This is a genomic window from Candidatus Eisenbacteria bacterium (genome assembly GCA_035712145.1).
In the GTDB taxonomy this organism is placed as follows: Bacteria; Eisenbacteria; RBG-16-71-46; order RBG-16-71-46; family RBG-16-71-46; genus DASTBI01.
In genome coordinates, this window is record DASTBI010000132.1 from 1 (window position 1) to 13,038 (window position 13,038).

General features: G+C 66.6%; 13 protein-coding genes. All 13 read right to left on the bottom strand.

Translation table 11 applies throughout. The features are described 5' to 3' along the window. The coding region (locus tag VFQ05_08230; protein ID HET9326744.1) for a DUF6560 family protein at window positions 1-512 on the bottom strand (512 nt) is incomplete at its 3' end. Between the two features lie 7 nt (window positions 513-519). Further along, window positions 520-2,712 carry a fused MFS/spermidine synthase gene (locus tag VFQ05_08235; protein HET9326745.1) on the bottom strand — a complete coding sequence of 731 codons (2,193 nt, stop codon included), beginning with the start codon at window positions 2,710-2,712 and terminating at the stop codon, window positions 520-522. Between the two features lie 222 nt (window positions 2,713-2,934). Then, window positions 2,935-3,849 carry a type II secretion system F family protein gene (locus VFQ05_08240; GenBank protein ID HET9326746.1) on the bottom strand — a complete coding sequence of 305 codons (915 nt, stop codon included), beginning with the start codon at window positions 3,847-3,849 and terminating at the stop codon, window positions 2,935-2,937. Window positions 3,850-3,852: 3 nt separating this feature from the next. Then, complete coding sequence (locus VFQ05_08245; protein HET9326747.1) at window positions 3,853-4,809, bottom strand: type II secretion system F family protein; 957 nt, start codon at window positions 4,807-4,809, stop codon at window positions 3,853-3,855. A gap of 15 nt (window positions 4,810-4,824) precedes the next feature. Continuing rightward, window positions 4,825-6,180 (bottom strand): CpaF family protein, encoded by a 1,356-nt coding sequence (locus VFQ05_08250; protein HET9326748.1) that lies wholly within the window; start codon window positions 6,178-6,180, stop codon window positions 4,825-4,827. A 6-nt stretch (window positions 6,181-6,186) separates the two neighbouring features. Continuing rightward, window positions 6,187-7,389, bottom strand: a complete 1,203-nt coding sequence (locus VFQ05_08255; GenBank protein ID HET9326749.1) for a P-loop NTPase — start codon at window positions 7,387-7,389, stop codon at window positions 6,187-6,189. 40 nt (window positions 7,390-7,429) lie between these two features. Beyond that, window positions 7,430-8,464 (bottom strand): pilus assembly protein TadG-related protein, encoded by a 1,035-nt coding sequence (locus tag VFQ05_08260; protein ID HET9326750.1) that lies wholly within the window; start codon window positions 8,462-8,464, stop codon window positions 7,430-7,432. 2 nt (window positions 8,465-8,466) lie between these two features. Continuing rightward, window positions 8,467-9,585 (bottom strand): pilus assembly protein N-terminal domain-containing protein, encoded by a 1,119-nt coding sequence (locus tag VFQ05_08265; protein HET9326751.1) that lies wholly within the window; start codon window positions 9,583-9,585, stop codon window positions 8,467-8,469. 40 nt (window positions 9,586-9,625) lie between these two features. Further along, the gene (gene cpaB / locus VFQ05_08270) at window positions 9,626-10,489 is read right to left on the bottom strand and encodes a Flp pilus assembly protein CpaB (protein ID HET9326752.1); all 864 of its coding nucleotides are present in this window, start codon (window positions 10,487-10,489) and stop codon (window positions 9,626-9,628) included. Window positions 10,490-10,519: 30 nt separating this feature from the next. Next, window positions 10,520-10,939 (bottom strand): TadE/TadG family type IV pilus assembly protein, encoded by a 420-nt coding sequence (locus VFQ05_08275; protein HET9326753.1) that lies wholly within the window; start codon window positions 10,937-10,939, stop codon window positions 10,520-10,522. Between the two features lie 20 nt (window positions 10,940-10,959). Continuing rightward, a complete protein-coding gene (locus VFQ05_08280; GenBank protein ID HET9326754.1) occupies window positions 10,960-11,472 on the bottom strand; it encodes an A24 family peptidase in 513 nt (170 codons plus the stop codon). Window positions 11,473-11,487: 15 nt separating this feature from the next. Then, window positions 11,488-11,670, bottom strand: a complete 183-nt coding sequence (locus VFQ05_08285; protein HET9326755.1) for a Flp family type IVb pilin — start codon at window positions 11,668-11,670, stop codon at window positions 11,488-11,490. A gap of 521 nt (window positions 11,671-12,191) precedes the next feature. After that, entirely contained in the window at window positions 12,192-12,896 is a 705-nt protein-coding gene (locus tag VFQ05_08290; GenBank protein ID HET9326756.1) for an ABC transporter ATP-binding protein, read from the bottom strand. Window positions 12,897-13,038: the final 142 nt, after the last annotated feature.

The window sequence follows — 13,038 nt, forward strand, 5'->3', positions numbered from 1 at the left end:
CTTCGGGGCACGTGCTCGAGCAGAAGCCGCGCAAGCTCCGGCAGTCCTGTGACCATCGCCGACACGCGCACGGTCGATCCGGAGTGAAGTCCAATCGCGAACCACTTCATCAATGTGTTGTATCGCACCTCTCTCACATCCGACCAGGCGAACGGGCGCCGCCGTCCGAACATGCTTCGATGCTCCATCCCCAGCTCCGAAACTCGATGGCGGCCGAAGAAGTACTCGAGGACCATCGTCGACGACGCGAGCGCAAACACCAGGAACGTCAGCGTGGTCCAGATCGTCGTCGTGCGATTCCGCCCGATGGTGTTCGAGATCACGGTGATGCCGCCAAAGAACACCACGCCGATCAACCCGAGCACGAGGATGCTCGTGGGGGGCTCGAGCCTTCGCGTCCCGGACTGCGGACGCGTGCGGGAGCGGCTTCGGCCCACCCAGGCCATGACCGAGGCCATCACCACGAGCCACAGCGCCCACTGCAATACGGGAATCCACCACGGGCGCGTCATCGCGGTCCTACTTCGTTCGCAATACGCTGAACAGGCTCGAGTAGTCGTCGGTCCAGAGCGGCGCCGTGCCTGGCTCCAGCCGCTCCCAGCGGTCGTCCGTCGCGATCGACCCCACGTCCTCCGGCCGCCGCGCCACCACCGCATACAGGGAAGGCAGCAGACCTTGCGCCATCTGCTCCGCCTTCATGCGGCCGGAGCTGCGCACCCAGCCCTGCATGCCGGCGTCGGCCGCCAGGCGCGCCACGACAGGAGCCAGCTCGAAGTACTGGTTCGAGATGTGGAACACGAGCACGCCACGCTCGGTGAGCTTCTTCTGGTAGAGCGCCAGCGCTTCGCGGGTCAGCAGATGAACCGGGATCGCGTCCGAGCTGTACGCGTCGAGGATGATGAGGTCGAACCTCTCCTGCGACTCGGCCAAGGAGAGCCGCGCATCGCCGAGGATCACCTCCATGTCGGCAGGTGCTTTCGAGAGATAACCGAAGTAGCGCGGGTCGCCGGCGATGCGTCGCACGTCCGGATCGATCTCGAAGAACCGCCAGCGCTGGCCCGGCTGCGCGTAGGCCGCGAGCCCGCCGGCTCCGAGCCCAGCCACCGCGACCGAGCGAATCCGTGAAGGCCCGAGGGCCTCGAACACGTCTCCGATCGGTCCGCTTCGCCCGTAGTAGCCCAGCGGGTCGTCGCTGCGCGCCGGCAGGTAGCGCTGCACTCCGTGGAGCGTGGTCCCGTGGTAGAGCGAGTGGAGGCCCCGCACCGGGTCGGCGAGCACGCGGTGCATGCCGAAGAAGCTTCGCGCTTCGATCAGCTTGTGAGCTCCGACCGCGACCTCGATCGGATTGGAGATCAGCACGATGCCGATCGCCATCCCGAAGCGCAGCGGACGGCGTGAGAGCCGCAGCAGCGGGAAGCTGAGGAGCGCGGCCGTCATCACGATCAGCAGGCGGTTGGGCTCGCCGCCGGTCCAGCGGCTGATCATGACCACCAGCACGGGGGTGACTCCGATCGCCACGGGGAGCACGAAGTCCAGCACGCGCACGCGCCGCGTGACCGGCCCATGGCTGCGCGCCGGAGCCAGCATGCAGGCGAGGCCGATGACCAGCGGGTACTCGATCACCGAGCGGAAGGCGAGCGGCGCGATGATGGCGTTGAAGACTCCGCCGAGCGCGCCGCCCAGAGCGAGCCACAGGTAGAAGCCGGTCAGATGCTCGGTCGAGGGGCGGTCCTTGGCCAGCTCGCCATGACAGACCATGGCCGCCATGAAGAGCACGGCGAGGTGCAGCGTGATGATCGGCACGATCGGATGAGCGGGCCGCCCGAGCATCACCACCATCAGAGGCAGGACCAGGAGCGGCAGCGCGCGCACGCACCATGCGTGCGGAAGCAGCGGGCGGCGCGCGAACACCAGCACGAACGACAGCAGATAGACCGCGAGCGGGATCACCCACAGCAGCGGCACCGAAGCGATGTCGGTGGTGATGTGCGTGGTCGCTCCCATCATCAGGCTCGATGGCGCGAACGCGAGCAGGGCCCATCGCAGACGGCGGCCGAGGCTCAGGCGGGTCGCCCCCGCGGAGGCGGGCTCCGCGGCCGATGCCGTGGCCGCCTCGGTGGCGGTGAAGCGCCGGGCCGCGACCGCGCAGCCCACGACCAGCGCCGCCAGTGCCGCGAATCCCCACGACCACCATCTCGATTGCTGAGCCAGCGTGAGCCGGGGTTCGATCAGCAGCGGGTACGCCAGCAGACCGAGGAAGCTGCCGAAGTTGCTGGCGGCATAGAGCCAGTAGGGATCACGAGCCCAGCGATGCGGGGTCGCCGCGAGCCACTTCTGCAGCAACGGTCCGGTGGTCGAGACCGCCATGAAGGGCAGACCGACCGACGCCACCATCAAGAGCAGCAGCCACCCGAGCGGTTGTCCGCTGGCCGGAGGCGCCCCCATGGCACGAAGCGCGATCGGAAGACAGGCGAAGGCCGCAACCAGCAGCCCGAGATGAAGGATGACCTGATGGCGAGGCCTCAGCCGGGTGGTCGCGCCGTGGACGTAGCCGTAGGCCAGCAGGAGCGCGACCTGATAGAAGACGAGCGCGGTGTTCCACACCGCCGGCGAGCCGCCGAGGAGCGGGAGCACCATCCTCGCGAACATCGGCTCGAGGATGAACATGAGCGCGGCGCTCTGGAGCACCGCCGCGAGGAAGAGCAGGGGCATCGATTGCGACCTCGGCGCCCGGGTGAAGAGGCCGGAGGACGGTCCAGCCGAACGAGCAAGGCGAGTTGCCAGCCCGGGCGCGTGCGGGGTGAAGCCTAACGAGCGTTACGCGTCTTCGCGTTCGACGACTTGCGCACCCACCACGCGATGCCGAGGACCACAACGGGAAGCAGCCACAGAACCTTCATGATTTTCACCTCCTTGGGGTGATCCCCGGGTCGGTCAATCGCCGGCCGCGAGGGCTTTGAGCAACTGGATCCCGGCCGGGCCGAGAATCGTCACCAGCAGCGCCGGGAAGATGAGGAAGACGAGCGGGAACGCGAGCTTGATGCTGGCCTTGCGCGCCATCTGCTCGGCGCGCTGACGGCGCCGCGTGCGCATGGAGTCGGCATGCGCGCGGAGCGATGCCGCGATGCTGGTTCCGAGCTTGTCGGTCTGGATCAGCATGGCGACGAGCGAGTACACGTCCTCGACTCCGGTGCGCTCGGCCAGGTTGCGCAGCGCGTCGCTGCGCGAAACGCCGGTCTGCATCTCCTGATTGACGAGCGCCAGTTCGTCGGACAGCGCCGTGCTCGCCAGCCGGATCTCGAGGCCGACGCGCTGGATGGCTGCGCCGAGACCGAGCCCGGCCTCCACGCACACCACCATGAGGTCGAGCGCGTCGGGAAGCGCGGACATGATCTCCATGTGCCGGCCACCCTGGCGGATCGCGATATAGAAGGTGGGCAGATAGAAGCCCACGAAGCCGAGGAGGACGGAGACACCCATCACGTTTCCGATCGGCTTGCCGAGTCCGTAGCCGACCGCCATCCAGACGATCGGCAGCACCACGGCGCACACCACCTTGCTGCCCAGGAACACCAGCACCGAGTCCTCGCGGCGGAAGCCCGCGCGGATCAAACCGGTGCGCATCGCGTCGGTGCCGTCCTTGGCCGGCATGAAGCCGCCGAGCTGCGCGATGAGCTTGGCGAGCAGCGGCGGCCGGCGGGCGTACGAGGGCAGCGTGTTCTGGCTCTGCAGCCTGAGCTCGCGCAACCGCAGCGTCACCGGGTTCCGCTCGGTGACCGTCGTCTGATACACGGCCAGGGCCGCGGCGGTGACCGCCGCGAAGATCAGGAGCGTCATGACGAGGAGCATGGCTTAGACCCTAATGTTCACGATCTTGCGAATGACCAGGGCGCCCAGGAGCTGCATGAACCCCGCGAAGTACAGGGCGGCGCGGCCGGCTTCGTTTTCGATCATGGGTTTGAAGTAGTCGGGGGTCATCACGAACATGAACACGCTGATGCCGGTCGGCAGAGCGAGCAGGATCATGCCGGTCAACCGGCCCTGCGCGGTGAAGGTCTTGATGTCGCCGAGGATGCGGAAGCGGTCGCGGATGAGCTTCGAGGTGTTCTCGAGGATCTCCGCCAGGTTGCCGCCCGTGTCACGCTGCAGGATGACGGCGGTCACGAAGAAGCGCAGGTCCAGTGAATCCACGCGGCGCGTGAGGTTGAACATGGTCTCGCGGAAGTCGAGGCCCAGCGACTGCTCCTCGACGCAGACCGCGAACTCACTGCGAACCGGCTCGGGGGACTCCTCGGCGACGATCGACATGGCTGCCGAGAAGCTGAGGCCGGCGCGCAGCGCACTGACCAGCAGGTCGAGGGAGTCCGGGAACTCCTCCGAGAACGACTTCATCCGCTGGCCCTTCTTCCACTTCACATACAGGTAGGGCAGCGGGGCGGCGGCCGCCATGAAGAGCAGCGCCGGCGCCACGCGGTGCATGAGCAGGATGCCGAGGAAGTACCCGCCCATGCCGCAGCCCACGATGTAGAGGATCAGCGCTCCGACCCGCATGTTGAGGCCGGCCTGATACAGCAACAGCTCGAGCCGCTGTCCCAGGTTGACCTTGCGGAGCGCCTTGTCCATCCACTGGAACGAGCTGTAGCTGGTATCCCGAACCGCCTGGACCTTGGCTTTGCTCTTGCCGCGGGTCGAAATGCCCTCGAGGCGCTTCTGGAGCTGGCGGGCTCCTTCCCCTCCGCGGTGGGTGACCAGTGCAATGGCGCCGGTCATCACCGCGAGGAAGATCAGGATGCTGAACCACAGGATCACGAAACTCTCCCTTCCTTAGGAGCGACGCCCGCGCTCGAAGATCTCGTTGGGAACCTGGACGCCGGCGAGCCGGATGCGGTCCACGCAGCGAGGCATGATGCCGGTGGCCTCGAAGTGGCCCTTCACCTTGCCCGCGCTGTCCAGGCCGGTCTGAGAGAAGCGGAAGACTTCCTGCATGGTCACGACCGTGCCTTCCATGCCCATCAGCTCCGACACCGCGAGGATGCGGCGCGTGCCGTCGGCCAGTCGCGAGACGTGGACGATCAGCTCGAGCGCCGAAGCGATCTGCTCGCGGATCGCTTTCTCGTGGAGCTGGTGTCCGGCCATCAGGACCAGGTTCTCGATGCGGTGCAGCGCGTCGCGGGGACCGTTGCTGTGGATGGTGGTCATCGAGCCGTCGTGACCGGTGTTCATGGCCTGGAGCATGTCCAGCACCTCGTCACCGCGGACCTCGCCCACCACGATACGGTCGGGCCGCATACGCAGCGCGTTCCTCACCAGGTCGCGCTGGTTGATCATGCCCTTGCCTTCGATGTTCGGCGGACGAGTCTCGAGGCGCACCACGTGCGGCTGCTGGAGCTGGAGCTCGGCCGAGTCCTCGATCGTCAGGATGCGCTCCTCGTTGGGGATGTAGCGCGACATGATGTTGAGGAGCGTGGTCTTGCCGGAGCCGGTGCCGCCCGTGATCAGCATGTTGAGGCGCGCGCGACAGGCGCCGGTCAGGAACTGCGCGATCTCGGGCGACATGCTGCCCAGCTCGAGCAGGTCCTCGATCGACAACGCCCGGCGGCGGAAGCGGCGGATCGAGAGGATCGGGCCGTCCAGCGCGGCAGGCGGAATGATGGCGTTGACGCGGGATCCGTCCGGCAGTCGCGCGTCGACCAGCGGCGTGGACTCGTCGATGCGGCGCCCGACGCGCGAGATGATGCGGTCGATGATGTGCCGGAGATGAGCTTCGTCACGGAAGCTCACCGAGGTCAGCTCGAGACGGCCGAGACGCTCGACATAGACCTGGCGATGCGTGTTGACCAGGATGTCGCTGATCTCCTCGTCGAGGAGCAGGGGCGTGATCGGACCGAGGTCGAAGGTGTCGTGCAACAGCTCGGTAATGAGCCGCTCTTCGTCTCCGCGGGTGAGCCGGATCTCGGACTCGACCAACAGGCGGCGCGCGAGATGCTCCACCTGCGCGCGACGCTGGTTCTCGTCCAGGCCTTCGAGCAGGTTGAGGTCGAGCTTGCCGATCAGCTCGCGATGGAGCTGCTTCTTGATCACCTGGTAGCGGTCGGGCTCGGCTTCAGGAGCCCGGTTGGCAAGCAGCGGAGCCGCGGCGTTGCCGCCGTTCGATCGGCCGAGACGATGGCGGAGGTTCATGACACGTTATCCCTTTCCGAAGAAACGCAGCCGCCCCGGCCGTTTGGCCGGAACCGCCTCGACAGGAGCTTCGATGCTTTCCGACGGCACCAGCTTGCGCGCCAGCGCCGTGATGTCACGGCCGGCACGGCTATCCGCGTGGCCGCCGCACAGCGGCTTGCCCACGTTGATGGCCATGCTCACCGCCGCCCAGTCGTTGGTGACGCTCCCGAACACCGACATGCCGAGCGTCTCCTCCATCTGAGGGAGCGCGATCGCGCTCTGGTCGCTGCGGCGGTTCACCACCAGGCGAACCCGATCCGGCGACACCATGAAGTTGAGCTTGTGGAAGATCTCGAGCGACCGGCGCGCCGCCCGCACCGACGGAATGCTGGGCTCGCACACGAGCAGGATGGTGCTGGTGCGATCGAAGATCTCGAGCGTGACGTCGTTGAAGACGTGCGGGCAATCGACCACCACCAGGTCGAAGGTCGAGGACAGGATCTCGAGCACGCTGCCGATCTGGTGCGCCGTGGCGCCTTCGACCTGATCGAGCAGCTCGGGCTGGGACATCACGAACAGTCCCGAGTCGTGCTTGATCAGCGCGTCGTGGACGCTGGCCGAGTCGATCTTGGCCGACGTGAGCACATCGCCGAGTGAACGGGTCGGTGAAAGGCCGAGCATGAACGCCGCGTCGCCCGAGTGGATGTCGAAGTCGGCGAGCGCCACTTCGCGCCCGGTCAGACGCTTGAGGCTGATCGCCAGGTTGGTGGCGATGGTGCTGACGCCGGCTCCGCCCTTGTTGGAGAACACCGTGATGACGCCGCGGGAGCTGCCGCCGCCGGACTTCTTCTGGGCCTGGCGCTGCACCCGCTCCATGGCTTCGCGGAGCGCGCCCCGGTCGAGGGGACGACGAAGGACTTCCTGAGCGCCGGCGCGCAGCGCGCGCAGCAGCGTGTCGGGATCGAAGATGTCGGTCATCAGGAAGATGGCGCAGTCGGGATGCTCGAGCTTGAACTGGCTCGCAGCATGGAGACCGTCATCCACCGGATGCGCCAGCTCCATGATCAGCACCGTCGGACGCACCTGGTGGCCGAGGGCGATTCCGGCGCGCAGGTCGGAGCGCTCGCCGGCGATCTGCACGCCGCCCAGCCCCTCCAGGGCCATCCTCAGCTGTCCGCGCTCGTAGTCGTCCCGGTGGACCAGCACCACCGTCGTCGTCTGGGTCATGTCGTCATCCCTTTTCTAGCGCGTCGCGTCGCGCGGTCTTTCACTGGACCAGTCGAAGGGTGAATATCGTGCCTTCAGTGCCGCCGGGATTGCCCGGAGCGGTGTCGTACATGAACTGACCGAGCATCTCGCCGTTCCCCTTCACCTTTTGCGTGAGGAAGAAGGCGGCAAACGACTTGATTCGCACCACTTTCTTTCCTGAGAGGTCGAAGGACTCCACGATCGGCAAGCGCACGACGCGCTGGCCGTTGCCGGTGTAATCCTGGAAGCAGATGTTCTCGCGCCGATCGGTGTCGGCATCCCAGCGCTGGTCCAGACCTTTGGTGAACGGTCCCGTCTTGACGCCGGGCTCGGTGACCGTGAACGTCTGGCCGACATCGACGCAGCAGCTGTAGCCGTAGGCGGTCTGGCAGCGAATCGCCGCACCACCGCCACCCTGCACGTCGCCGCAATTCCCTTCCTGACATTCGGGGAACTCGAGCAGCTGATAGTTGCCCGACTGCCCGGTGCCCGGATCCACCTTCAAGTTGACCGTGTTGCCACAACTGGGATCGAACCAGCCGGAGTTCGGCGGCTCGACGGGGGCCATCGGGATGAGCCCCTCGCATACGCCGCTGGCGAGCTCGGCTTGCGCGGTGGCGGCCGCCGTGACGGACAACGAGGTGATGCCGAGGACCTGAGCGACGTGCGTCACCATGGAGCCGCCGGCCGTGGGATCGCGGCGAACCACGACCTTGCACTGGTTGGGCTGCGGGAAGGTGACGTCCCCTGCCAGCAGCGTGATGCCGGTGGAGGATTTGACGAACGCCTTGTTCAAGTTTGCGGTCTGCGTCGCCCGCACCAGGGCGGTGTCCTGATTGATGATGCCCGTCTCGGTATCGACGCCCGAAGCGCCCGCCAAGGCCGCGGCGTCCGCGGCACGCTGGAGCTGGGTCCGGGTCGCCATCAGCTTCGAGACGTCGATGCCGATGGCCACGAACCCGAGCAGGAACAGCATGAAGAAGGCGGTATAGATGATGACCACGCCGCGTTCACGCGGGCGGTCCTTGGCGACTTGGCGCTTCGATTGAAACATGACTACCTGTCTTTCTGGTCCGTGGGGAGAGGCGGCAGCGTCGTCTCGGCCTGCTCCACCAGCTCGGGCGACACCACGACGAGCAGGTCGCGCTCGACCTTCTCGGTGTGGCTGTCGCTGAAGAAGAAGCCGAGCAGCGGGATGTAGCCGAGGAACGGAACGCGCCGCACCACCTTGACCTTGTCGGTCTGCTTGAGGCCGCCGATCGCGAGGTGCTCACCGGCCCGCAGATTCACGGTGGTGGACGCCTTGCGCGTAATCAGTGACGGCACCACACCAGCCGTGGTCCGGGCCGTGATGCTGCTGAAGTCCACCTGGCTCATCTCCGGCGCGACCTTCAGCGTGATGCTGTTGTCTTCTTCGACGAACGGCGTGAAGTCGAGCTTCACACCGAATTCCTTCCACTCGATGGTCACGGTGTTCGACTGCGCACCCGTCCCGCTGGCGATCGGCACCGGAATCTCGCCGCCCGACAGGAAGCTCGCCGGCATGCCGCTGCGGGTCACCAGCGTGGGGCTGGCGAGCACGCGCAGGTCGCCGCTCTCTTCCAGGGCGCGCCACGCCACCTCGAGCTTGAGGTCGCCCGCGTTGCGCAGGTATCCGAGGAACCCATCGGTCTCCGGACCGACCGTCAGACCCGGAGGATTGTCGGTGTACGGAGAGATCTTGCTCGTCAACAGGCCGCCGGTGAGGAAGCCGTCGATCCAGGGCCTGTTGCTGTGCCCGGCGCCGAACCAGTCGAAGCCGAGCGACTTGATGGCCTGCCCCGACACCTCGGCCACCCGCACCCGCAAGGACACCTGCTTGTTGTAGTTCGGCGTGAAGACCTCGACGTCGTAGACCTTGTAGCGCGCGCCTTCGCTGTAGACCACCAGCGTCGTGACGCCGGCCGCTTTTCCGTTGACGACCACGGTGCGCGCCGAGCCGACCGCCGCGTCGGCGATCTTGGGCTCGGCGATGGCGACCGTCCGCACTTCGTCGTTGGACGTCACCACCTCGGCACGACCCACCGGAACCCGAAGTCGATCGTGCGTCTGGGCTCGCGCGAGCTGCACCCCCCCCGCGAGCGCGGCCACCATCAGCGCGCCGCCGAACACAGTGCTGACCATCTTCCGTGACATCGTTCCTCCTGATTCGGGTAGGGCCGTCCGAGTGATGAGCTCAGTGCGTGGTGTCGGCGACGGCGGGCGTTTCACTCACATTGGCGCTGCGGATGATGCGGACCTTCTGTGCCGGCTGACGGGCTGCGGCCACCTGCGCCTTGGGCTGCGCCGGCGCCGGGCGGCGTGGGCCCGCGGCGACGCGAACGGGCGGAGCCTGCTTGCCCAGCATCTCGCGGGTCGACAACGAGGCGATCTGAGCCTCTTCCTGGTCCTCGGGGTTACGGAGCACCAGGTGGATCTTGCCTTCGTGGAGCGCCAAGGCCAGCGTCTCGGCGCCATCCGGGCTCACGAGCAACGTGACGGCCTGCACGGTGATCGGCTTGTTGTCCTGCTGCTCGGTCTTCTGGCCGGCGGCCAGCACTTCGGTGTTCTGGAGGACGGTGCGCGTGACGGCGTCTTCGTTCATGTTGCGCGGGTCGACGGTGACCAGGACGTCGACGCGGTCGCCGGGGAGAACGAATCCGGAAACGCCGGAGACCTGATTGACCTCGAGGCTGGCGGCGCGCATGGACGGGCGGACCAGCATCGACAGACCGCCGCCGCGCGAGCTCAGCTTGATGGCGGTGACGGGCTCACGAGCGCCCATGAAGACCTTGGTCGTCTGCCCGACCACGGAGTCCATGCTGGCGTAGGCGCCTTCGGGCACGGCGTCCTTCGGGTAACGGACGATGCGCAGCATCGCGCGATCGAGCTTCACACCGAACGTGAGGTCGGTGGCGGTGACGATGACGTCCCTGTAGTTCGCATTGCTGCGGGCGGTCGACTTGCTGGCCAGCGACGTGAGGCCGAAGTAACCGACCACGGCCGCCGCTGCACCCAGCAGGACCGCGACAACCATGAAGTTCTTACCGTTCGCGCTCACGGGTCGCTTCTCCTCCGAGTGGACTGCTGACTAGGACGTTCCCTCGTTGCGCATCCAGGCATCGCCTGTCAGCGGCATCGGGTTGGTGAAATTGGCTCCAAACAAGTTGAACATTCCCGGGAAGATCCAGTTGAAATCCCCGGTGACCTGGACGTGGACCTGCTTCGAGGGCAGCGCCTCGATGAGCAGGTTGGAGACCGTCACGCCGGACGAATTGGCGACCTGCAGGACGCGGTCGCGAACCAGTGCGCTGTCCGCCGACGTCGTCACCGCTCGCATCCGCACGCCTTCGCGCGCGGCCTGTTCCAGGACGCTGCGCACAAAGAACGCGCGGCCGAAGTCCACGGCCGCAACGGTCAGCAAGAGCAAGAGAGGCAGGACGAGCGTGAATTCGATCAGCGCGGTGCCGCGCTCGGAGTTCTTTCGGGCATTGCGGAAAGCGAGACTCATTGCGCCCCCGTTATCGGCCATCAGGCCTTGACCCATAAGGCCATTGTGCAACCGGCCAGCACGGCCAGCGCGAAAGGGAACCGAATGCCGGTCGTGACCGGCGGCGGTCCGGGAGATGCAGCTCGGGCCAGTGTCCACAGCCCGGCGACGGCGGCGCCCTTGACGGCCGTCCACAACATGCGACGTCGCGCGGCGACGATCACCGAGATCACGCCGCCCGCCACCAACGAAGCGAGCAGCGCGATCGCGGCTTGAGGCCAGGCCAGCCATGCACCGGCGGCGGCCATCAGCTTGACGTCTCCTGCGCCCATCCATCGCATCAACCATCCAGGGATCAGTGCCAGCGCCACCGCGATTCCGGCGAGCGATGCCACGAGGTCTTGGGGTCCGCCGAGTGCGTAGTGGGTCGCGAGACCCAGCAGCATGGCGGGGAACGTGATCTTGTTCGGAATCTTCCGGGTCCGAACGTCCGCCCGGGCAGCGAGCGTCACCAGCACGATGACCGGGACGGCCACCCAGAGCGGAGCGTTCATGGACGTCGGTTGTGCTTAGTTGGCTTCCAGGGCGTCCTTCGCCTTGGTGAACGCACCAACCAGAGCACCCTTGATTCCGAGCGGGTCGGCGATGATCGTCACGAGGGCCACCGCAGCCACGAAGGCCGCCAGCAAGCCGTACTCGATGAGGTCCTCACCGTTTTCGTCACGGACGAAGCTACGGACCAGGTTCATCATGATGGGTCTACTCCTCTGCAGGGGGACCGACATGTCCGGCATACGCCGGGTTGGACGTGCACGGTCGTCGACCGTGCGACGACCTCTAGCCACCTGCACCGCGCTCGAGCCCCGACGTCGTGTCGTGATGTGGGCTTTTTGCTTTCGGCCTCAGGCGCTGGCCTAGGTCAACGCAAGACGCAGGCCAGTCCTGTTTCGCGAATGCACACAGCGTCGCAAGTCCCTTTCGCAAGAACGCGCTGCGATTCCATCGCGACCACCGCGGCCCGCTTGAGGATCGGGCTCTGCATCGTCAAGCGTTGGGAAAGAGTCAACGGCACCAACACCGGCACGGGGTTTTCACCCACACGTGCGCGTGCAGATTGCATTGCGGCGGACTGCAGAGTGAGGTTTTGACCGCTAAAATCGCGGCTGAAACCGGTTCCATCCCCGATGACACCACGCCGAAGAAACGTCGGCGCGACGCAGGGATCCTGGCGTTCGGTTTCCGTCAGCGAGGGTGTCGGCGGCGACGACGGGGTCTAGCCGCCGAGGTAGGCCTTCTTCACGTCCTCGTTCTGGAGGAGCCGCCGTGCCTGGTCTTCGAAGCGGACGTGCCCGGTTTCCAGCACGTAGCCACGGGCGGCGATCGACAACGCGAGGTGGGCATTCTGCTCGACCAGAAGCACCGTGACACCCCGCTCGTTGATCTCTCGAATCGTGCGGATGATCTCGCGCACCAGGATAGGGGCGATGCCGAGCGACGGTTCGTCGAGGAGCAGCAGCCGAGGCCGCGACATCAAGGCGCGTCCGATCGCCAGCATCTGCTGCTCGCCGCCCGAGAGGGTTCCGGCGGTCTGCCGCCGCCGCTCGAGCAGTCGCGGGAACAGCGCGTACATGCCGTCGAAGTCCTCACGGATCCTCGCGCGGTCCTTGCGCCGATAGGCGCCGAGCTCGAGGTTGTCCTGCACCGACAGGTTGGCGAACACCATGCGCCCCTCCGGGGCGTGGGAGATACCGAGTCCCACGATCTCGTGCGGCGGCACCCGGCTGATGTCGCGTCCTTCGAGCTTGATGGCGCCGGCGCGCGGGCGGATCAGGCCGGAAATCGCGCGCAGCAAGGTGGTCTTGCCGGCGCCGTTGGCGCCGATGATGGCGACCACCTCGCCGGGCTGCACGTGGAGCGAAATGCCCTTGACGACATCGCCGGAACCGTAGCCGGCGACCACGTCGGTCAGTGCCAGCATCACGTCCCCCCGGTCCCCAGATAGGCGTCGATCACCTGCGGATCGCGCTGCGCCTGGGTCGGCGCTCCCTCGAAGATCTTCTCGCCGTAGTTGAGCACCACCAGGCGGTCCGACAGGCCCATCACCACTTCCATGTCGTGCT

Bases quoted from the DNA above. Each gene is read 5' to 3' on its own strand.
- VFQ05_08250 (HET9326748.1), bottom strand. From the start codon at position 6,180: ATGAACCTCCGCCATCGTCTCGGCCGATCGAACGGCGGCAACGCCGCG.
- VFQ05_08265 (HET9326751.1), bottom strand. From the start codon at position 9,585: ATGTCACGGAAGATGGTCAGCACTGTGTTCGGCGGCGCGCTGATGGTG.
- VFQ05_08255 (HET9326749.1), bottom strand. From the start codon at position 7,389: ATGACCCAGACGACGACGGTGGTGCTGGTCCACCGGGACGACTACGAG.
- VFQ05_08285 (HET9326755.1), bottom strand. From the start codon at position 11,670: ATGATGAACCTGGTCCGTAGCTTCGTCCGTGACGAAAACGGTGAGGAC.
- VFQ05_08260 (HET9326750.1), bottom strand. From the start codon at position 8,464: ATGTTTCAATCGAAGCGCCAAGTCGCCAAGGACCGCCCGCGTGAACGC.
- VFQ05_08275 (HET9326753.1), bottom strand. From the start codon at position 10,939: ATGAGTCTCGCTTTCCGCAATGCCCGAAAGAACTCCGAGCGCGGCACC.
- VFQ05_08235 (HET9326745.1), bottom strand. From the start codon at position 2,712: ATGCCCCTGCTCTTCCTCGCGGCGGTGCTCCAGAGCGCCGCGCTCATG.
- VFQ05_08240 (HET9326746.1), bottom strand. From the start codon at position 3,849: ATGCTCCTCGTCATGACGCTCCTGATCTTCGCGGCGGTCACCGCCGCG.
- VFQ05_08290 (HET9326756.1), bottom strand. From the start codon at position 12,896: ATGCTGGCACTGACCGACGTGGTCGCCGGCTACGGTTCCGGCGATGTC.
- VFQ05_08280 (HET9326754.1), bottom strand. From the start codon at position 11,472: ATGAACGCTCCGCTCTGGGTGGCCGTCCCGGTCATCGTGCTGGTGACG.